At 67.1% G+C, this 20,193-nt stretch carries 21 protein-coding genes; 13 read left to right on the forward strand and 8 right to left on the reverse strand.

What is annotated here, in order from left to right:
• The first annotated feature begins 391 nt into the window (after window positions 1-391).
• The 8 genes from PG878_RS05345 (at window position 392) to PG878_RS05380 (ending at window position 6,264) form a co-directional block, all read left to right on the forward strand.
• Window positions 392-1,030, forward strand: coding sequence for a hypothetical protein (locus tag PG878_RS05345; protein WP_209029837.1), 639 nt, complete (start codon window positions 392-394; stop codon window positions 1,028-1,030).
• A gap of 49 nt (window positions 1,031-1,079) precedes the next feature.
• Window positions 1,080-2,216, forward strand: coding sequence for a TrbL/VirB6 family protein (locus tag PG878_RS05350; protein ID WP_209029450.1), 1,137 nt, complete (start codon window positions 1,080-1,082; stop codon window positions 2,214-2,216).
• A 217-nt stretch (window positions 2,217-2,433) separates the two neighbouring features.
• Complete coding sequence (locus tag PG878_RS05355; RefSeq protein WP_244663479.1) at window positions 2,434-2,760, forward strand: DUF4189 domain-containing protein; 327 nt, start codon at window positions 2,434-2,436, stop codon at window positions 2,758-2,760.
• An 84-nt stretch (window positions 2,761-2,844) separates the two neighbouring features.
• A complete protein-coding gene (locus PG878_RS05360; RefSeq protein WP_209029451.1) occupies window positions 2,845-3,330 on the forward strand; it encodes a DUF4189 domain-containing protein in 486 nt (161 codons plus the stop codon).
• Window positions 3,331-3,384: 54 nt separating this feature from the next.
• A complete protein-coding gene (locus PG878_RS05365; RefSeq protein WP_209029452.1) occupies window positions 3,385-3,711 on the forward strand; it encodes a hypothetical protein in 327 nt (108 codons plus the stop codon).
• Between the two features lie 24 nt (window positions 3,712-3,735).
• Entirely contained in the window at window positions 3,736-4,260 is a 525-nt protein-coding gene (locus tag PG878_RS05370; RefSeq protein ID WP_209029453.1) for a hypothetical protein, read from the forward strand.
• A 70-nt stretch (window positions 4,261-4,330) separates the two neighbouring features.
• Complete coding sequence (locus PG878_RS05375) at window positions 4,331-4,921, forward strand: hypothetical protein (protein WP_209029839.1); 591 nt, start codon at window positions 4,331-4,333, stop codon at window positions 4,919-4,921.
• Window positions 4,918-6,264, forward strand: coding sequence for a Tle-like phospholipase domain-containing protein (locus PG878_RS05380; RefSeq protein WP_209029454.1), 1,347 nt, complete (start codon window positions 4,918-4,920; stop codon window positions 6,262-6,264). The genes PG878_RS05375 and PG878_RS05380 overlap by 4 nt, the downstream gene beginning before the upstream one ends.
• A 126-nt stretch (window positions 6,265-6,390) precedes the next feature.
• Here PG878_RS05380 and PG878_RS05385 read toward each other — a convergent pair whose 3' ends face one another.
• From PG878_RS05385 to PG878_RS05395, 3 genes are all read right to left on the reverse strand, one after another.
• Window positions 6,391-8,379, reverse strand: coding sequence for a M2 family metallopeptidase (locus PG878_RS05385; RefSeq protein WP_209029455.1), 1,989 nt, complete (start codon window positions 8,377-8,379; stop codon window positions 6,391-6,393).
• 126 nt (window positions 8,380-8,505) lie between these two features.
• Window positions 8,506-10,167 (reverse strand): phosphoethanolamine transferase, encoded by a 1,662-nt coding sequence (locus tag PG878_RS05390; protein WP_209029456.1) that lies wholly within the window; start codon window positions 10,165-10,167, stop codon window positions 8,506-8,508.
• Complete coding sequence (locus tag PG878_RS05395; RefSeq protein WP_209029457.1) at window positions 10,164-10,943, reverse strand: phosphatase PAP2 family protein; 780 nt, start codon at window positions 10,941-10,943, stop codon at window positions 10,164-10,166. Before PG878_RS05395 ends, PG878_RS05390 begins: the two co-directional genes overlap by 4 nt.
• A gap of 304 nt (window positions 10,944-11,247) precedes the next feature.
• Between PG878_RS05395 and PG878_RS05400 the strand changes: the two genes are divergently transcribed.
• Window positions 11,248-11,949, forward strand: a complete 702-nt coding sequence (locus PG878_RS05400; protein ID WP_010340248.1) for a response regulator transcription factor — start codon at window positions 11,248-11,250, stop codon at window positions 11,947-11,949.
• Window positions 11,939-13,255, forward strand: a complete 1,317-nt coding sequence (locus tag PG878_RS05405) for a sensor histidine kinase (RefSeq protein ID WP_209029458.1) — start codon at window positions 11,939-11,941, stop codon at window positions 13,253-13,255. The genes PG878_RS05400 and PG878_RS05405 overlap by 11 nt, the downstream gene beginning before the upstream one ends.
• A 4-nt stretch (window positions 13,256-13,259) precedes the next feature.
• Here the strand turns inward: PG878_RS05405 and PG878_RS05410 are convergent, their stop codons facing one another.
• The 5 genes from PG878_RS05410 to PG878_RS05430 form a co-directional block, all read right to left on the reverse strand.
• Window positions 13,260-13,751 carry a hypothetical protein gene (locus PG878_RS05410; protein ID WP_209029459.1) on the reverse strand — a complete coding sequence of 164 codons (492 nt, stop codon included), beginning with the start codon at window positions 13,749-13,751 and terminating at the stop codon, window positions 13,260-13,262.
• A 125-nt stretch (window positions 13,752-13,876) separates the two neighbouring features.
• Entirely contained in the window at window positions 13,877-14,134 is a 258-nt protein-coding gene (minE, locus tag PG878_RS05415; protein ID WP_017910131.1) for a cell division topological specificity factor MinE, read from the reverse strand.
• A 2-nt stretch (window positions 14,135-14,136) separates the two neighbouring features.
• Window positions 14,137-14,946, reverse strand: coding sequence for a septum site-determining protein MinD (gene minD, locus PG878_RS05420; protein ID WP_209029460.1), 810 nt, complete (start codon window positions 14,944-14,946; stop codon window positions 14,137-14,139).
• A gap of 36 nt (window positions 14,947-14,982) precedes the next feature.
• Window positions 14,983-15,744, reverse strand: a complete 762-nt coding sequence (gene minC / locus PG878_RS05425) for a septum site-determining protein MinC (RefSeq protein ID WP_209029461.1) — start codon at window positions 15,742-15,744, stop codon at window positions 14,983-14,985.
• Window positions 15,745-15,746: 2 nt separating this feature from the next.
• The gene (locus tag PG878_RS05430; RefSeq protein WP_209029462.1) at window positions 15,747-16,340 is read right to left on the reverse strand and encodes a GNAT family N-acetyltransferase; all 594 of its coding nucleotides are present in this window, start codon (window positions 16,338-16,340) and stop codon (window positions 15,747-15,749) included.
• 140 nt (window positions 16,341-16,480) lie between these two features.
• Here PG878_RS05430 and PG878_RS05435 point away from each other — a divergent pair, with 140 nt between their 5' ends.
• From PG878_RS05435 to PG878_RS05450, 3 genes are all read left to right on the forward strand, one after another.
• Window positions 16,481-17,671: a sensor histidine kinase gene (locus tag PG878_RS05435; protein WP_041500026.1), complete on the forward strand. Its 1,191-nt coding sequence runs from the start codon at window positions 16,481-16,483 to the stop codon at window positions 17,669-17,671.
• The gene (locus tag PG878_RS05440; protein WP_209029463.1) at window positions 17,671-18,312 is read left to right on the forward strand and encodes a response regulator; all 642 of its coding nucleotides are present in this window, start codon (window positions 17,671-17,673) and stop codon (window positions 18,310-18,312) included. The genes PG878_RS05435 and PG878_RS05440 overlap by 1 nt, the downstream gene beginning before the upstream one ends.
• Before the next feature lie 636 nt (window positions 18,313-18,948).
• On the forward strand, window positions 18,949-20,115 hold the full coding sequence (locus PG878_RS05450) for a polyketide cyclase (protein WP_209029465.1): 1,167 nt from the start codon (window positions 18,949-18,951) through the stop codon (window positions 20,113-20,115).
• Window positions 20,116-20,193: the final 78 nt, after the last annotated feature.

A 20,193-nucleotide genomic window follows, 5' to 3' on the forward strand; every position in this document is an offset into this window, starting at 1 on the left:
TTTTCCTACCCCGATCGGCGAAACCATTGGCGTGCCTGGCTTCGCTGAATACGCCTCCCTACGGGGCCGCATGGGGCGGTGGAAATGGGATGCGCTTCATGCAAGAGTCCCGCGCAACCTGCCTCATCCGCTCATCAGGGACGACGGCCGCAGCAGGCTTCCGAACCCGACCATCCAGTGGCCGCTGACGGCGGTTCGTCGCCGCCTGCCGCCGTCCAGTCGCCGCGATGATCGCCACTTCCTGTATCGCACCAGACTTGCCGAGACCGCCATGACCCACCCCTCGACCCGTCGCCACCGCCTCTCGCGCCTGTTCGCAGGTGTCGCGCTCGCCGCCTGCCTGGTCGCTGCGCCCGCCAATGCGACGTGGATCGTCAACGACCCGATGTCGATGGCCAAGGCGCTGCAGGAATACGCCGAGCAGGCCAAGCGCTGGAGCGAGACGATCAAGCAGTACCAGATGCAGTTGGAGCACTACCAGCAGCAGCTGATCAAGCTGCAGCGGCTGCAGTTCGGCGATTCCACCATGGCCGACACCTTTCCGGAGCGGCCCCAGGACTATGGTCTGGAAGACGACTGCCCCGGCGCGAGCCAGAGCGGCATCGCCGGGCTGATCAACCAGTTCAAGGCGTTGGCGCCGGATATGAACGGCAGCGCCGTCGACGAGCAGATGAAGGTCTGCGCGCGCATCGTGCTGGCCAAGAACGCCCAATACAACGAGACGGTGCGCATGCTCAAGCGCCTGATCCAGCGCAACGAGCAGTTCAAGCAGGTGCAGGCGCAGCGCGACAGCGTACAGACCAGTCAGGGTGCCCTGGCCGCCAACGACAACGAGGTGCAGCGTTTCGTGGCGCAGAACGCCATGGACCTGGATTACTGGCAGGCGCAGATGAAGGCCTACGACACCTATATCGTGGCGCTCAAGGACGACCAGTCGCGGTTGGCGCGGCGCGCGCTGGACGGCAACAAGAGCAACATCCTGGGGCAGGTGATCCAGGCGGGCGTGCTCGCCGGGGCGCTGTCGAAGTAACGGCGCAGGCAACTCCAACACAGCACAGGACATCGGGCAGGCACGCAGCATGAACGGACTTTTCGACACCGCCACGCACTGGATGCAACCGTTGGCGGACGCCAATCTGGGGGACTTCCTGTTCTTCCGCCTGGTGAACAACTACTTCACCGACGAGATCGCCGATTTCGGCCTGGAGCTGATGCGCCGGGCGATGCATTGGGTGAGCGTGATCGCGTTGACGGCGACCACGTTCTGGGTCCTGATCCAGGGCTACCGCATCGCGACCGGGCAGTCGCGCGAGTCGGCGATGGCGACGATGGTCAAGGCGGCCAAGGTCGCGGTGATCCTGATGATCGCCTCGACGCTGGGCGCGAACGGCGCGGCGCTGCACAAGACGATGACCGACAACCTGGACAAGGAGATCCACGGGTTGTTCACGGGCGACGACACCAGCAGCGCGGCCGACTCGATCGACGACAACCTCAAGTACACCCAGTTGGCCCTGTCGGCGCTGGATGCGGTGCGTGTGGACGCCAACGATCCCGAATCGATCGAGAAGAAGGGGCGCTCGATGCTGCTGGCCAGCTTCGGCACGGCCAGTCCGCCGATGGCGGCCGGCGCCATGCTGCTGCTGTTCAAGTTCACCATGGCATTTCTGGTGGGCATCGGCCCGATCTTCATCTTCTTCCTGATGTTCGACCAGACCAAGGACCTGTTCCGGAAGTGGCTGTTCTACGTGCTGGGCACGCTGTTCTCGATGTCCATGCTGTCGGTGGTGTCGGCGATGGTCTTGAAGTTCACCGCCAAGGTGGCGGCGGCGTACTGGGCGATGAAGTTCATTCCGTTGGCCAACGCCGAAGGCCTGTCGTCCCAGGCCCTGCAGCAAGGCGGGATCGGGTTGCTGATGACGGTGCTGATCGTCACGGTGCCCACCATCGCGGCGGCGGTCTGGCAAGGCAACATGGGCACGTTCATGACCTACACGGCCTTCGGCCCTGCGGCTGCGTCTTCGCCGGGGCCGCAGGGGCAGCCGCCGGGGTCTTATTCCCTAGCCAAGCCGGAATCAAACTCCTCCGTCGTAGAATCCTCTAGGTCCACTACGAGTCTTCCTAATTCTGCGCGTGGTAGTGGAGATTCTGCGGCGCTTCATCAGCAGCCTGGATCTCGTGGAAATGCCCAAAGAAGTGAGGATAGATTTTCTTAATTACTGAAGTGGGGGTCCTGTGAGAACTGGCTTGATTACTGGATTTTTGTTACTGGGCTGCTCTGGCTTTGCCATGGCTGAAGGCGGATGTCCGCCTGGCCAGTACCCCATCGGAGGTCAGGGGGCAGCGGGCTGCGCTCCGATACCTCAGTCAGGCGCTGTGGAACAGTCAAATCAGCCTGTAGGAAGGTGGATTAAGACTTGGGGTGCGATCGCGATGGGCATGGTTGATGGCGTACCGAACTACGGTGTGCCTGTTGGGAAAAAATCCAAGGCGGAAGCGGAATCTGACGCCGTGATGCGATGTGCAAAGCGAGGCGCAACAGGCTGCGAAGTCCTTCTGAGTTACTTCAATCAGTGTGCTGCACTCTCAGAGCCAATTGGCGAAAATGGAAAAATTAGCGGTAATGTGGTGGCTGTTGGTAGTGCGACAGTAGAGCTTGCTGAAAGCAGGGCTCTTGAGAAATGCGCGCGAGAGAATGCTGGCGCTCATTGTGAAGTTTCATACAAGGCATGCTCGACACCTTTTTTTGAAAAGTATTGACTGGGTCTCGCATATGCTGTGGCGTGAATGGCCGTGATGTCTCCAATTCCCCTAGTTCCTCTGATGCTGTTTTGTGGAAGTGCCTTGGCCGAAGGTGGGTGCCCTTCTGGTCAGTATCCGGTTGGTGGCCAGGGCGCGGCCGGTTGCGCTCCGATTTCACAGAGCCAGGCGGCCCCGCAGGAGGCTCCCCGGCCGACTGGCTACTGGGTCAAGACCTGGGGTGCCATTGCGATGGGCGCGGGCGACGGCTGGAACAGCTTTGGGGTGACGACAGGCAAAGCGTCGAAATCCGAAGCGGAGGCTGACGCGCTTAAACGATGCGTCTCCAATGGTGTAAAGGATTGCAGGATTGGCTTTGTCTACAAGAACCAGGGCGCTGCCGTCGCGGAGCCACAAGTGGGGGGGAGAGGGTACCTCGATGGACCGACAAGTTTCGCCGCGGCGGGCGATGAAGAAGCAGCGAGCGAGGTCGCGATGGAGCGTTGCGAGCGAGAGAATCGCGCGGTCACCGGCATGCAATGCAAGGTCATCTACACCGCATGTTCCAAGGCGGTTTTCAAGAGCTATTGATGTCTGGTCTCAAGCGGGTCTGGAAGATTGGCACCCCCTCAAGGAGAATGGGTCGTGAAGAAGCGTGGATTGTTTCCCTTGGCGCTGTTGTCAGTGATGACGTTGCCCTCGTCGGCGCAGACCGACGGTTACTACGAGTTCATCCCGTACTACAACAACGATCCCTTCCTCTTCTGCACGATCGGCGTGCCCAGCGACTGCTGGGCGCCGATCAATCCCGCCACCGGCGCGTTCACCGTCACCAATCCTTACTGCTACAACGCGTACTCGTCGGAGATGTATGCGCGCGTGTGCCCCCATGCATTCACAAGCGGCAAGATGGGGTCAGCGGCGGCGACGCCGCGCTCTTCCGTGGTACGGGACAGCGCTGCCGTTCCCTGACTTGGTCGATGCAGGAGCCGTGACATGTCCCACGTGCTGTGGTCGAAGGAGTGGCAGCTATGCGTGCGGCGCACGTGTGCGCTGCTGACCACGGCGCTGCTCGCACTGCTGCTCACCGCCGGGATGGCGGCGCTGGCCTACCGTCATGCGGGCGGCACGGCGCTGCTGATGGCCCAGGCGCTGGCGGTGTTGGGTGCTCTGCTGCAACTGGGCATGGTGGGCATGCTGGGGCTGTTGGTCGTGCGCGCGTCGCGCGCCTGGTGGCGTCTGCGCGCCGGTGGCAAGCGCACGGTGCAGTCCAGGCAGTTGTGCCATGCCATCCTGCAGGTAGCCGGGATGACCTTGCTGATGTGGTTGTCCGCGCTGGCGGCCGTCGCGCTGCCTGGTTCCCTGCCACTGTTCATCCGGGTGCCGGAGCTGGGCCTGTCTTTGCTGATGTTGATCGCCTTGCTGCTGATGCAGCGCCTGCATGTGCGCCATGGCTGTCGCCGGCTCACCGACGCTCTCGCTGCCGCCGAGCATGCTGCGCGGCGCACCATCGTGGCCTGAGACCCTTTCCGTGAAAGCCAAGATCCCCTGTGCTTTGTCCCTACTGTTGCTGTTGACAGGATGCAACCCGATGAAGACCGCCTCGGAGAACGCCGCCAATCCACGTGCCGATGCCCATGGCGACCCGGTGTATCGCAAGAATCCGCATCCGACGCAGGCGTATCGGATCACGATGACGATTGAGGATGCGCCGGGACAGTTTGGATTCGTGGATGCTGCCGCTGTCTATCAGATGAGCAACTACGAACAATGCACGCCAGGAGAGTCGCTTGAAGGCGTGTGGACAAAACGCAAGGACGACCATATCCCTGCGGCTTTTGCGAAGGTCGATGCCAACACCTATGTCACTACGATCTATACCGATGGGATGGTGGATGCTGACTACTACGGTAAGGGTATCTGCCATTGGAGGATCAACGGCATAGTCATCGGATTGAAGGCAACAGGCAAGCAGCAGGAGACGAATTTCTCTCCCAGTCTTGAGAGGCCAGAGATCATCGAGTCCCGGTCAAAGGTCACCTACTTCTGGAAGGGCCGCTATCCCAAAGAGGATATGGATGATTTCCAGGATGTCGGTCAGCACAATGCGGAAGATTTCGACGAAAAGGCTCGCAAAAACCTGTTCAAGGTCACGCTCAAAGCAGAGCGGGTGGCCCCATGACGTTGACCAGTCAACAGTACGCAACCCTCGCATACGACGTTTATTCGAAGCCGAATGAGTTTGGGCCGAAGAGCGCCACCATTGAAATCGGTGGAGAGTTCTACCGGCGTCTTGCATACGTGGATCGACCTTCCGGCTATCAAGGCATCCTTTACCAGCGAGTGAATACCGGCGAGTTGGTTGTCGCGCATCGCGGGACCGAATTCGATCGTCAGCCGTTGCAAGATGGTCTTGCGGCCGATGGCGGCATGGTCGCTACGCGGCACAACAGGCAGGTGAAAGACGCCATCGAGTTCACGCGCGAAGCCGTGCAATATGCCGAGAAGATAGGCGAGCATGGAAGGATTCCGCCTGTCGTTGTCACCGGCCATTCCCTGGGCGGAGATCTAGCGCAGGTCACGGCGCACCACTTCGGCCTCAAGGGCGAAACCTTCAACGCCTACGGCGCGGTCAGCCTGGACCGCCGGATCCCCGAAGGCGGCACCGACGTCATCAACCATGTGATGGCTGGCGACCCTGTCAGCGCCGCCAGCCGGCACTACGGCCAGGTCCGCATCTACGCCACGCCCGAGGAAGTCGCCACGCTGCAGCGCGCCGGCTACGACAACGGCAAGGGAGGCTGGGAGGCGCGTAATCCGTTCAGCGCGGTCCGGGGGTTGATCGTCGAGTCGCACCGCATGCACAACTTCCTGCCGGTGGACGGCAACGGGCGGCCCGACCGCTCCGTGCTGGAAGATCCGGCGGCGCATCGGCGCGCCGCGCAGAACGCGCCGATGATCGGCAGGTACCGCGAGGATGTCGAATCCATGCGGATCGGTACCACGCTCCTGGCGCGCGGCGTGCGTGGGCTGGCCGGTGACGCCGTCGACGAACTGCGCGGGCCATTGCCGCCGGGCGAAGGCCGGCAGGGCATCGACGCGCCGGAATGGTCGGAACACATGCAGCGGCTGCATCTGCCGAAGAAGGACGCCCACGAACCACAGGGCTGGCATGTGCCGCTGAAGGTGCCGGAGCAGGGGGCGGCAGTGCGGGAGGAAGATCCGCTGTTTCGTGCCATCAAGGAACGATTCCCGCCCGCTACGCCGGATGCGACGCTGAGGCATGCCGCGGTACAGGCACAGCGCGACGGCATGACGCGGCCCGAGCAGATCAAGCACGTCATGGTCGACGGCGGCAATGCCTGGATCGAAGGGGATACGCCGGGGTTCCGGGTGAAGGTCGATCTCTCTGCGGTGCCATCGCAACCTGAAGAGGCGATCGCGTCACCCGCCAAGGGCGGGGCGGCGCTCGCGCTGCAGCAGGCCGACAGCGAGGCGCAGCAGGTGTCTGCACGGACGCGATGAGCACTTCAGGCATGTCGCGGCTTCTTTTCCAGCCTGGCTGATCCGCACGGCGCGCATCTCGTCTGCGCGCTTACCTGTACCGTCGTCCTGACGATTGCGCTTCGGCTTTGCGCCCGCCGCGCAGCCTCAGCCTTGCTTCTGCGCAGGCACTGCAGTGGGTTGCGCTGCCGCAGATGCCTCCCACCCGCACATCCGCCCCTGGTTCTGTTGCTTGAGCCACTCCTGCATCGGCGCGAAGTACTCCAGCAGCGGGCCGGCGTCGATGCGCTCGCTGCCGGTCAGTTCCTTGAGCGTGGCCTGCCAGGGCTGGCTGGCGCCGCGCTGCAACATCGACCAGAACTTCTGACCGGCTTCCTTGTTGCCGTAGAAGGTGCACTCGTACAGCGGGCCCTTGTAGCCGGCGGCATCGCACAGGCTCTTGTAGAACTGGAACTGCAGGATGTGCGAGAGGAAGTAACGCGTGTACGGCGTGTTGGCCGGCACGTGGTACTTGGCGCCGGGGTCGAAGAAGTCCTCGCCGCGCGCCGTCGCCGGTGCCACGCCCTGGTACTTGGCCTTCAACTCCCACCAGGCCTGGTTGTAGCGGTCCGGAGCGATCGAGCCGTCGAACACGCCCCAGCGCCAGCGGTCGATCATCAGCCCGAACGGCAGGAACGCGACCTTGCTCAACGCCATGCGCATCTGCGCGTTGATCAGCGCCTCGCGGCCGACCTGCGGTGCGTCGACCAGGCCGATCGAATGCAGGTACTGCGGGGTCATCGCCAGCACCACGGTGTCGCCGATGGCTTCGTGGAAGCCGTCGTTGGCGCCGCCCTGGAACAGCGGCGGCAGCGGGTTGTAGGCCAGGTCGTAATAGACGTGGCCGAGTTCGTGGTAGATGGTGGTGAAGTCCTCTTCGTTCGGCTTGACGCACATCTTGGTGCGCACGTCGCCGGCCATGTCCATGTCCCAGGCGCTGGCGTGGCAGACCACGTCGCGGTCCAGCGGCTTGATGAACTGGCTGCGCGTCCAGTACGTGTCCGGCAGCTTGGGCATGGCCAGCGAGGTGTAGAAGTCCTGCGCGCGCTCGGTCATCTGCCGCGCGCTGAGCAACTGCGCCTCGCGCTGCGCCATGAACCGCGCTTCCGGCGAGGTGTCGCCGTTGCGTCGCGCCAGCGCCGCGCTCAGGTTGCCCTGGTACTGCCGCTCCAGCGCGTCGGTGATGTCCAGGCTGCCGGCGCCGGGATAGGGCTGCAGCAGGTCCCACAGGTTGCTCCAGTCCTGCTGCCACATGTTGCCGAGCAGGTGCGCCGGCAGCAGGCCGCCGGCGAGTTCGCCCTTGTCCTTGCCGTACTCGGCGTCGAGCTTGCCGCGCGCGTAGCAGTGCAACTGTTCGTACAGCGGCTTGACCTGGGTCCACAGCCGGTCGGTCTCGGCGGTGAGCTGCGCGGGTGGCATGTCGTAGCCGCTGCGCCACAGTGCGCCGGTGTCGGCGTAGCCCATGTCGCGCGCACCTTCGTTGACCAGTTCGACGAAGCGTTGGTAGTCCTTGCGCATCGGTTGCACGGCGGCGTGCCAGCCCTGCCACGCATCCAGTTGCTGGTCGTAGTCGCGGCTGCGGCGCAGCACATCCTCCAGTTCGCCCAACTGCCGGCAACGCCGCGCGTCGCCCTCGCCGGTGCAGTAGGAGGCGGCGCCGTAGGCGCCTTCCATCTTGGTCGCCAGCGCGGCCAGTTCGCCCAGCCGCGCCGGATCGCGCGGCGCCGGCATCGCGGTCATCTGCTGCAGCAGGCGCAGCGCGCGCGCGCTGTCGGCCGACATCGGCTTGCCGTCGTAGCGCCGCGCCTGGGCGATCCAGCCGTTGAGGGTGGTCAGCCAACGCGCGTTGGCCTTGGCCGCCAGCCGCTCGCTGTCGCCGTTGATGTAGGTCGCCGACAGCCATTGCGCCGCGGTCAGTTCGGGCAGCAGCGCGCGGTATTCCTCGTTGATGCGGGCGACGAACTGGTCGGCGCTCTCGCCCTGGGGCTGGGCCGCGGCGGGGGCGGCGGTCTCGGCCGCGGGTTCCTTGCGGCAGGCGGACAGCGTCAGCAGGCTCGCGCCGAGGCACAGCGCGAGCAGCGGAGAGCGGAGGGTCACGGCGAATCCTTGCAGGGCGATTGCCCGGAAGGCTAGTGGCCCGCCCGCACCGCCGCAAGTTCGGGCGGCGCGCCGCTGCCCGCGCCGCGGTGTCCGGTCACGCCGTGGCGGCGCGTGGACGGGCGGTCACTGCGGCTTGCTGCACTGCGCGAACAGGTCGCGCGAGCGGTCGTAGACGCCGGTCCTGACCTGCATCAGGCCCAGCACCGACGGGAACAGGTTGTCCTGGTCGGCGTACTTGCGCGATCGCGCCTGCAGGCAGGCCAGGTCCAGGCCGCGGGCGCTGGCGAAGCCCGGCGAGAACCACATTACCATCGGCACGTGGGTCTGCTCCTGCGGCGCGATCGCATAGGGCACGCCGTGCAGGTACAGGCCCTTCTCGCCCAGCGATTCGCCGTGGTCGGAGAGGTAGAGCATCGCCGTGTCGTAGTCGGGCATGGCCTGCAGCGCGTCGATGGTGCGCGCCAGCAGATGGTCGGTGTACAGCAGCGAGTTGTCGTAGGCGTTGGTGATCAGCTCGCGGCTGCAGTTGCCCAGGTCGGCGGTGTCGCAGGTGGGAGTGAAGCGGCGGAACGCGGCCGGGTAGCGCTCGAAGTAGCTGGGGCCGTGGCTGCCGAGCTGGTGCAGCACCACCACGCGGTCGCCGGGCTTGGCGCGCACCTGCGCGGCCAAGTCCTGCAGCAGGATCTCGTCCATGCAGCGCCCGTCCTTGCACAGCTGCGGATCCTTGGCGTCGTCCAGGTGCTGGATCTGCAGGCCGTCGCACACGCCCTTGCAGCCGGACTGGTTGTCGCGCCACAGCGTGCTGATGCCGGCGTGCTCGAGCACGTGTAGCAGCGACTGGTGCTTGCGGATGTTGCTCTCGTTGTAGTCGTGGCGGCCGAACGGCGAGAACATGCACGGCACCGACACCTCGGTGCTGGTGCCGCAGGAGTGCATGTCGGGGAAGTTGATCACGTCGCGCTTGGCCAGCTCCGGCGTGGTCTGCCGCGCATAGCCGTTGAGGCCCCAGTTCTGCGCGCGGGCGGTCTCGCCCAGCACTACCACCAGCAACCGCGGCTTGCTGCCTGGTGCGCGCGCGGTGGCCTTGGCGTCGTGCTCCAGCGGCAGCTTGGGCGCCTTGCGCGTGGGGCTGTCGGACTTGAAGTTCTGCCGCAGCGCGACCAGGTAGTTGATCGGCGTGGCCAGGTAGCGGATCTCGCGATGGTTGCGCATCATCGCCGACAGATCCTGGAACGAGAGCATCGCGCCGATGCCGCCCAGCGCCAGCATGCCGACCAGGAAGCCGGCGCGGATCGCCAGCGCCTTCAGCGGCGAACGCCGGATCAGCCGCACCCGCCACAGCACCAGGATCGGCAGCACTGCGTAGAACAGCAGCGGCGCGATCAGCGCCGGGGTCATCAGCTCGCGCGATTCCTTGTGGTCGGTGGCCAGCACGTTGCGCAGCATGTCCGCGTCCAGGTAGACGCTGTAGCTGTTCATGTAGTGCGCGGCGAACGCGGTGGTGATCAGCAGCACCGTCAGCACCGGCTTGGCGATGCCGCGCCACAGCAGCAGGCCGAGCAGCAGGCCGTGCACCGCCAGCAGCAGCAGGAACAGCGACAGCGCCAGCTTGACGTCGCCGCCGTGGCCGCTCATCGCGCTGCGCCAGAACATGCCGTTGCAGGCCAGGGCGAAGAACGCGCTGGCCGCCAGCGCCAACATCTCGTTGCTCAACTGCGGACGCCAGGCCCACCAACGGGCACGGGATGCGGTGGACGGCGAGGGCGGTGCGACGGATCGGCTCATGCGGCGGCATCGTTGGTGGTGGAGAGGCGCCTGTCGGCCTGCGGCGGGGTCGCGCGCGGCCACAGCATCGCCCGGTACAGGCCCAGTGCCACGCCCCAGCACAGGGCCAGCGTCCACAGGTCGTGCGACATGAAATGCGCGCCGCGCAGCTGTTGGCCGAGACCGAACAGCAGGCCTCCCCCGAGGCCGATCGCCAGCGCTGGCCAACGCCAGGCCGGCTTGAGCGCCAACGCGACGAAGTACAGCCCCACCCAGGCATAGCCGGCACTGGAATGACCGGCGGGGAAGCATACCCCGCGCGGCATGCCGGCCGGGCGGGTCTCGAACAGGCCCACGAAGATCCGCTCGCCGCCATAGCGGGTCAGGTCCCAGGGGCAGTCCATGTGGGTCACCGACTTCAGCAGCGACACCACGCCGGTGCTCAGCCCCACCGCCAGCAACAGGTACAGCAGCGGCAGCCGGTAGCGCCGGCCATCGGGACGGCGCCACGCCCAGACCGCCAGCGCGGCGGTCACCGCCCACGCTGCGGCGCTGAGCATCTTGCCGTCGTGGTGGATCAGGCTACGGGTCAGCGCCGCATCCTTCAGCGCCCACTGCCCGCCTTCCCAGCGGTACAGCAGGTCGGCGATCCAGAAATCCCCGCCCAGGCCCATCAGCGCGGTGCTGACCAGCAGCACCAGCGCCAGCGGTACCCAGAGGTGGGAGAGATAGAAGTACCGACGTGCGCCGAGGTCGGGCGCCGCCGCAGCGGACAATCGCAGGGGCGTACTGATCATGGTCGACGAAGGCGGCCAGGGACGGCGGGAAAGTGGGGGCATGGTCGGGTTGCGGGTGTCGGATAGCTGTCGGAACTGCCGGTGAGACGGCCAGGGCTTCAGCGAAGGTTGCGCACGGCCGTGGTGATGCAAGCGCCGGGCCACAAGCGTCCGTGGCCGGCGCGAATGCCAGCCTGAGGATGTCGTGTTGGGATTCCTTCCAGGTTTTGTCGAGATTCGATCAAGGGCGCGCGGCCGTTCTGACTTCGTTCCGACACGCTTCCGCTAGCATGGGCAGGTCCGTCCCCCGAATTCGAGCGCGCCCATGCGGCTGCTGGTCATAGAAGACAACCGGAACCTGGTCGCCAACCTGTTCGACTACTTCGAGGTGCGCGGCCACACCCTGGATGCGGCGCCGGACGGTGTCACCGGGCTGCACCTGGCCACCACGCAGCGTTACGACGCGCTTATCCTGGACTGGATGCTGCCGCGCCTGGACGGCCAGCAGGTGCTGCGCGCGCTGCGCGAGGAACACCATGCCGACGTGCCGGTGATCATGCTGACCGCGCGCGACGAGCTGCCGGACAAGATCGCCGGTTTCCGCGCCGGTGCCGACGACTACCTGACCAAGCCGTTCGCGCTGCCGGAACTGGAAGTGCGGCTGGAGGCGCTGCTGGTGCGCGCCAGCGGCCGCGGCCGCAGCAAGCTTCTGCGCGTGGGCGACCTGCAACTGGACCTGTCCACGCTGGAAGTGACCCGTGGCGGGCGCACCCTGCATCTGTACCCGGCCTGCCGCAAGCTGCTGGAGGTGCTGATGCAGGCCAGCCCGGCCGCGGTCACCCGCGACCGCCTGGAGCAGGCGCTGTGGGGCGACGAGCCGCCGGACGGGGACATGCTGCGTTCGCACATCTACGACCTGCGCCGCAGCGTCGATGGTCCGTTCGCGGCCAAGCTGATCCACACCCTGCCGCGCATCGGCTACCGCCTGGCGGTGGTCGGTCCCCACGAGGGCGAGCATGCCGACTAGGGCCGGCCTGCGGCAACGGCTGACCCTGTGGCTGGTGGGCTACGCGGCGCTGCTGTCGCTGGCGGTGTTCGTGCATGGCTACATCGTCAACGACCAGGCCGAGCAGCTCACCTGGCGCTCGCTGCTGACCTCCGAGCTGGATCACTTCCTGGCGCGCAGCGCGGCCGACCCGGACTATCGCTGGATCGACACCCGCACCGTGAGCCTGTACGGCGACGAGGGCGGCGCGCCGCTGCCGCCGGCGGTGGCGGCGCTGGGTCCCGGCCTGCACGACGAGGTGCAACTGGAAGGCAGCGAGAAGGTGGTGCTGGTGCAGGACGTGCGCGGCCGCCGCCTGGCGCTGGCGCTGGACATCACCGAACTGCACGACCACGAGGACAACCTGGCGCTGTGGATGCTGGTGTCCAACGCGGTGGCGGTGCTGCTGCTCGGCGCGCTGGTGGCCTGGGGCATGGGCCGGGTGGTGCAGCCGCTGATCGACATGGCCCAGCGCATCGGCAGCCTGCGCCCGGACCGGCCCGGGCAGCGCATCGAAGTGCATCCGCGCGCCAGTGCCGAACAGGTGGTGATCGCCGAGGCGCTGAACGACTACCTGGCGCGCAACGACCTGTTCGTGGAGCGCGAGCGCGCCTTCATCGACAGCACCAGCCATGAACTGCGCACGCCAGTGGCGGTGATCGGCGGCGCCGCCGAGCTGGCGCTGGAGCAGCACGACGTGCCGCCCAGCGTGCGCAACCAGTTGCTGCGCATCCGCCGTACCGCCAGCGGCGTCGGCCAACTCATCTCGCTGCTGCTGGTGCTGGCCAAGGATCCGGCGCGGATGGCGCGCGGCAGCGACCTGGTGCGGCTGGACCAGTTGCTGCCGGAGATCGTCGAGGACCACCGCCACCTGTGCGCGGACAAGCGCCTGGAACTGGCGCTGGCGCCGATGCCGGCGTGCGAGGTGGAGACGCCGTTGGCGATCCTGCAGGTGGCCATCGGCAACCTGCTGCGCAACGCCATCGAGAACAGCGACAAGGGCCGGATCGAGATCACCATGCCGGCGCCGGGCGTGGTCTGCATCGACGATCCCGGCCACGGCATGAGTCCGGAAGAGATCAGCGCGATCTACATGCGCATGGCGCGCGGCGGCGGCAGCCGCGAGGGCAGCGGCATCGGCCTGGACCTGATCGCGCGGCTGTGCGAGCACCTGGGCTGGGCGCTGCACCTGGATTCGCTGGCCGGCAGCGGCACCCGCGCCACCCTGGACCTGAGCAGCGCGCTGAAGCGCCCCGGCGCGTCGCCGCCATCGCCCGTCTCGGTGTGACCGGCTAGTCCGGCAGCAGCCCGCGTTGCGCCAGCCAGGCGCGCGCGTCGTCGGCGTCCTGCTCGAACCAGGCGCGGGTGGAGCCGAGCCGGTAGGTGTAGCCCCAGGCGTCCATGTCCGCCATCAGCCGCGCGCGGCCCACGCCGGGCAGGGCGTCGGCCAGCACGATCTGCAGGTAGCAGGTGGCGTCTTCCTCTTCCACCGAGTCGGTGGCGTCGGTATGCACCTGCGCGCGCCGCTGCGGCGGCAGCACGATCAGGTGGCAGGCTTCGTGCAGCAGCGAATGCACCGGCGTGTCGTCGCGCACGTAGACGTCGCTGGCGATCACCCCGGCTTCCGGCTCGCCCCAGTAGCTGCCGGGAATGGCGGCGCCGTCGGCGACGCGGTGCAGGGTCAGGCCATAGCCGGCCAGCAACGCGCGTGGCGCGTCCAGGCCGATCGCGCCCACGGTGAGCACCTGGGCGGCGGCAGCGGGGAGGGCGGCGTCGGTCTGCATCGTGTGGAGGGCGTCGGGATGGAAAAGGCGCGGCGGGCGCGCCCGATCACGGCAGGCGGGTGCGTCGGTGCGCCTGCCCGGATCGACGCGTCAGCCGCGGCGTCCGCCACGGCCGACGCGCGGGCTCAGGGCGTCGGCCCTTCCGGCAGGGCGACGGAGATGTCGAGCACGTCGTGCTCGCCGTCCTTGACCAGGTCCACCTTGACCGCGTCGGCGTCGATGTTGACGTACTTCTTGATCACTTCCAGCAGTTCGCGCTGCAGCAGCGGCAGGTAGTCCGGGCCGCCGCGCTGGCTGCGTTCCTGCGCGATGATGATCTGCAGGCGGTTCTTCGCGGTCTCGGCGGTGTTCTTCTTGGTCTTGAGGAAATCGAATAGTCCCATGCTCACCCTCCGAACAACTTGGTGAAGAAGCCCTTCTTCTCCACGGAGATGAAACGCATCGGACGTTCCTCGCCGAGGATGCGCGCCACGGCGTCCTCGTAGGCCTGACCGGCCGGGGATTCGGCGTCCAGGATCACCGGCTCGCCCTTGTTGGAGGCGTTGAGCACGTCGCCGGATTCGGGGATCACGCCGATCGCCTTCAGGCCGAGCACCTCCTCCACGTCGGTGATGCTGAGCATCTCGCCGGTTTCCACGCGCGCCGGGCTGTAGCGGGTCAGCAGCAGGAACGCGGGCAGGCTCTTGCCGCTCTCGGCCTTGTGGGTCTTGGAGTCGAGCAGGCCGAGGATGCGGTCGGAGTCGCGCACCGAGGACACTTCCGGATTGACCACCACCACCGCGCGGTCGGCGAAGTACATCGCCAGGAACGCGCCCTTCTCGATGCCGGCCGGCGAATCGCAGACGATGTAGTCGAAGCCGTCGGCGGCCAGGTCCTTGAGCACCTTCTCCACGCCTTCCTGGGTCAGCGCGTCCTTGTCGCGGGTCTGCGAGGCGGCCAGCACGAACAGGTTGTCGAAGCGCTTGTCCTTGATCAGCGCCTGCTTCAGCGTGGCTTCGTTGTGCACCACGTTGACGAAGTCGTACACCACGCGGCGCTCGCAGCCCATGATCAGGTCGAGGTTGCGCAGGCCCACGTCGAAGTCGATCACGGCGACCTTCTTGCCGCGTCGCGCCAGCCCGCAGGCCAGGCTCGCGCTGGTGGTGGTCTTGCCGACGCCGCCCTTGCCGGAGGTGACAACGATAATTTCAGCCAAAGGACTATCTCCTGATACGTTCGAGGTTGGGCCGCGTCAGTCTTGCGCGGCGATCATGATCTGGTCCTGCTCCAGCCAGACCTGGACGGCCTTGCCACGCAGTTCCTTGGGAATATCGTCCAGCACCTTGTAGTGGCCGGCAATGGCGACCAGTTCGGCGTGGAAATCGCGGCAGAAGATCCGCGCCTCGGTGTTGCCCTGGGCGCCGGCCAGCGCACGGCCGCGCAGCGTGCCGTAGATGTGGATGCTGCCGTCGGAGATCACCTCGGCGCCGGCGCCGACGGTGGCCATCACGGTCAGATCGCAGTTCTCCGCGTACAGCTGCTGCCCGGAGCGCACCGCGTTCTTCTGCATGCGCCCGGGTTGCGGCCGCGCCGCCGGAGCGAGCGGCGGCGGAGGCGGGGGCGGCGGCGAGACCGGCGCCGGCGCGGCGGCGGGCGCGCCGCCATCGAAGCGCTCGTACTGCGCGCGGAACTTGGCCAGCAGCGGCAGGCCCAGCGCCACCGACAGTTCCTCGATCTCGCGGGTGCCGTAGGCCAGCGCCACCGGCAGCACGCCGGCGTCGCGCAGCCCGTCCAGCAGCGCCTGCGCGGTGGCCACGTCCGGGGTCTGCGCCAGGCCGCCGAAATCGATGATCACCGCGGCACGGCCGAACAGCTTGGGCGCGCGCTGCACGCGCTCGCGCATCTCCTGGCTCAGCCGCGCCACGTCCAGCGTGCGCACGCGCAGGTTGGCGATGCCGACCTGGCCGATCTTCAGTTCGCCGGCCTGCTCGAAGTCCAGATTCACCGACGACACGCTCAGGTCCCGGTCGGGCGCTGCGCCCGCTGCAGACGATGGGCGTGGCCGGCCCAGGGCAGGTCGGGCAGGGTGTCGCCGTAGGTTTCGCGCACCCAGGCGTAACTGCACAGGTCCTTCAACAGCATGCTCGCACGCACCTCCACTTCGTTCATCGTGTTCTGGCCCACTTCGCGGAAGCCGAAGCTGCCATGGAACAGCAGCGCCGCATCGGCGCCGTGATCCAGAAAAACCTCGCACGCCAGTTGCGGGTAGCGCAACTCGGCGTAGCTCTGCACGTCGGCGTAGAACGCCCGGCCGACGCCGCCGCCGCGGCGGCGGCTGGCCACCACGATGCGGTCGATATAGAAAAACTGCGGGTAGCGCTCGCGGAACCAGGCGAAGTTGCTGCTGTCGTGGTCGCTGTCGCTGCCGAAGCCGACCAGGAAGCCGGCCAGGTTGCCGTCGCGCTCGGCGACGCGAAAGTACTCTGCGGTGTCGTAGAAGCGGTGCAGCTTGGCCGAATCCAGCGGCAGGATCGCCAGTCCGGCGTTGTTGTTCAGGGCCAGGACCGAATCGAGCTCGTGCTCGCGCACGTCGCGGATGACGATCGACATTGAGACTCCATTGCTGATGCGCGCGCGGCCCCGTGCGGACCGCAGGGGCGGATTATCGCACGCGCGACCCGGGGCGGCGAGCCGCGCCGGCATGACTTCCGTGGGAGTGCAATGCGCGCCGTTCATCCTAAGATGGCTGCATGTTGGGATATCTCAGCCATACCCGCGTCCTGCGCTATGCCGGCCTGTTCACCTGGGCGGTGATCTGCATGCCGTTGCTGTACCTGTACTGGGAGCCGGTCGAGGAATCGGGACGGATGCCCAGCGGCGAGGTGTGGCTGCTGCTGACCAGCTACCTGGGCTTCGGCGTGGTCTATTTCCTGCTGACCCGGCGGCTGCACAGCGGCGACGGCGTGCGCTGGTACGACCGCGGCATGCTGGTGCTGCTGACCATCTGCGCGCTGGCGGTCGGCTATCTGCACCGCTCCGGGCTGGGCAGCATCCTGATGATGGTGGCGGCGGGGGTGATCCCCTGGCTGCTGCCGGTGCGCGCCGGCGTGGCCTGGCTGCTGCTGAGCCAGCTGGCGGTGCTGCCGGTGTACCTGACCATCGGCTTCCCGCCGTTCGAGGCGCTGATGCAGTCGCTGCTGTATGGCGGCTTCTCCATGTTCATCTTCGTCACCAGCCTGGTCGCGCGGCAGCAGACCCAGGCGCGCGAGGAGCAGCGCCAGCTCAACGCCGAGCTGCGCGCCACCCGCGCGCTGCTGGCCGAGAGCGCCCGGGTCAACGAGCGCACGCGGATCTCGCGCGAACTGCACGACCTGCTCGGCCACCACCTGACCGCGCTCAGCCTGAACCTGGAAGTGGCCGGCCACATCACCGAGGGCCGTGCGCAGGAGCATGTGCAGCAGGCGCATACCCTGGCCAAGCTGCTGCTGACCGACGTGCGCGAGGCGGTGAGCCAGTTGCGCGACAGCGGCGCGATCGACCTGGCGGCGGCGCTGCGGCCGCTGGCCGAGCGGGTGCCGTCGCTGCAGATCCATCTGCAGGTAGAGGAGCCGCTGACCGTGGAGGATCCCGAGCGCGCGCACGTGTTGCTGCGCTGCACCCAGGAGATCATCACCAATGCGGTGCGCCACGCCCAGGCCGACAATCTGTGGATCGAGGTGCGCCGCGACGGCCCACAGGTGGTGATCCAGGCGCGCGACGACGGCCGCGGTTGCGAGACCCTGGCCCCCGGCAACGGCCTGCGCGGCATGCGTGAGCGCCTGAGCCAGTACGGCGGCAGCCTGGACGTGGCCGCCGCGCCCGGTGCCGGCTTCCGCCTGCGCGCCGCCGTTCCCGGCGCCGCCACCCTGCTGCCGCCCGCCGTTTCCCAAGGAGTGTTGTGATGATCCGTGTGTGTCTGGTCGACGATCAAACCCTGGTGCGGCAGGGCATCCGCTCGCTGCTGGCGCTGGACGGCGGCATCGAGGTGGTGGCCGAGGCCAGCGACGGCCGCCAGGCGGTGGAGCTGATCCCGCAGGTGGTGCCCGACGTGGTGCTGATGGACATGCGCATGCCGTCGATGTCCGGGCTGGAGGCGCTGCAGGTGCTGTCGCGCGCCGCCGCGCTGCCGCCGACCATCATCCTGACCACCTTCGACGACGACCAACTGGTGCTGGCCGGGCTCAAGGCCGGGGCCAAGGGCTACCTGCTCAAGGACGTGTCGCTGGAGCAACTGGTCGGCGCGATCCGCACCGTGGCCGCCGGCGGCTCGCTGGTGCAGCCGGCGGTGACCCAGCGCCTGCTGTCGGGCCTGGAGCACATGCGCAACGATTTCGTCAGCCTGGACCGGCCCGACCCGCTGACCGACCGCGAGACCGAGATCCTGCGGCTGATGGCCAGCGGCTTCTCCAACAAGGAGATCGCCAATTCGCTGGGCGTGGCCGAGGGCACGATCAAGAACCACGTCTCCAACATCCTGTCCAAGCTCGGCGTGCGCGACCGCACCCGGGCGGTGCTTAAGGCGTTCGAGCTGCAATTGGTTTGAGGGACAGGATGCCCGGCCCGGCGCAGCGCGCCGGGCGTTCGCGGGTGCGCGCGCCAGTGGCGCGAAGGCCGCGCCCGCTCGCCCTGTCCAAGCTTGGGGTGCGCGACCGCACCCGGGCGGTGCTGAAGGCGTTCGAGCTGCAACTGGTCTGAGGGGAAAGATGCCCGGCCCGGCCGGGCGAGTCCTGGGCGGCCCGGCCCTGCGCCGCAGGTGGCCTGAACGGGACAGGAGGATGGCCCGCCGAGGCCGGTCTCGCGCAGGCCGGGCGGATTTGTTGCGACCGGAGGCCAGGCGCTGGATGCGGGCAAAGGGCTGGCACGCTTGTCTCCCGCCGGGAAGTGGTCTGGCCCGGGTCGGGCAGGCTCCGGGCATGCCGATCCGCCCGATGGCGCCGCCGTTGCTCGGTTCGATGCGATCGCGGATCGGGTGTGCAGGCCTGTCCGGTGCCGCTGCCAGGACAATGGTCTGGTCGCCCCAGGCGCCGTGCGCATGGCCGTTGCCGGCACCGCCCGAGGCCGTTGTGGCGCGGGGCGAAGCGGCATTCCGTGATGTGCTGACCACGGACAGCGAAGCCTGCTAGGATGGGCGCTTCGCTTCATCAACCCGGCCGTGGGATCGGCCCCGGAGACCTCCTGAATGACCCGTATTATCGAGTTCCTGATCGCCCTGGGGATCGTGGCTGGCCTGTTCGTCATCGTCGGCGTGGTGCTGCCCTCGGAGCGTCACATGTCCGAAAGCGTCGAGACCAATCGGCGCATGACCATCGTCTATGACACGGTCAACAGCCTGCGTCGGTTCAAGGACTGGAACCCTCTGGTGCTGCGCGACCCGCGCATCGAGCTGAAGCTCTCCGGCCCGGACTCCGGCGTCGGCGCGCGCCTGGACTACAGTTCCAAGGAGGGCTACATCGGCAAGGGTAGCTGGACCATCACCTCGACCGAGAAGAACAAGGACGTGGTCATCGCCATCGAGGACGAGACCAAGGGCAAGGACAAGACCACCAGCTTCAAGCTGGAGCCGACCGGCAAGAACGGCCGCAACGTGAAGATCACCCAGGACTACACCGTCAAGTACGGTTGGGACCTGCTGGGTCGCTACGCCGGCCTGTACGTCAGCCGCCACGTCGGCGACGACATCAAGCTGGGCCTGTCGCGCCTGAGCAACGTGCTGGCCACCGTGCCGAACGTGGACTACCGCTCCGACGACACCCCGCTGAAGGACCTGAAGGTCGTCGACGTCCCGGCCGAGGATTTGCTGGTGGTCAACGCCGGCAACATCGACCGCGACAACGACTCCATCAAGAAGTCCATCAAGGACAACCAGGAGTGGATCAAGCGGGTGATGGACGCCAACGGCCTGGAAGCGGCCGGTCCGGTGCGCATCGTCACCACCGACTTCGGCGCCGACAAGTACGCCTTCGACGTCGCCCAGCCGGTGCGCAAGCGTGCCGGTGGCGCGCCGAAGGACGACGCCAAGAAGGATGAGAAGAAGGACGACAAGAAGGACGACGCGGCCGCCGCGCCGGTCGATGCCACCCCGGTTGCCGCCTCCGGCGAGCCGCTGAAGGTGACCATCCCGCAGGGCGCCCCGGTGACCTACGTGCGTACCGAAGCGCACCGTTCCGCCTTCGCCAGCTACACCGGCCACATGGCCGGCCTGGATGCGGCGCGCAATGCGCTGCGTGCCTGGGCCGCGACCAGCGGCTACGACGTGACCGACCGTCCGTACGAAGCCTGGAAGGGCGGCGTGGACAAGTCGTTCTCGCCGGAAGGCACCTACGACATCTACTGGGCGATCAAGTAAGTCCTGCCCTGGTGGACGAGTGAACCGGAACGCGCCGCATCTTGCGGCGCGTTCTGTTTATGGGGCCGGCAAACGCTG

Source organism: Xanthomonas hawaiiensis, from assembly GCF_031834635.1.
Taxonomy (GTDB): Bacteria; Pseudomonadota; Gammaproteobacteria; order Xanthomonadales; family Xanthomonadaceae; genus Xanthomonas_A; species Xanthomonas_A sacchari.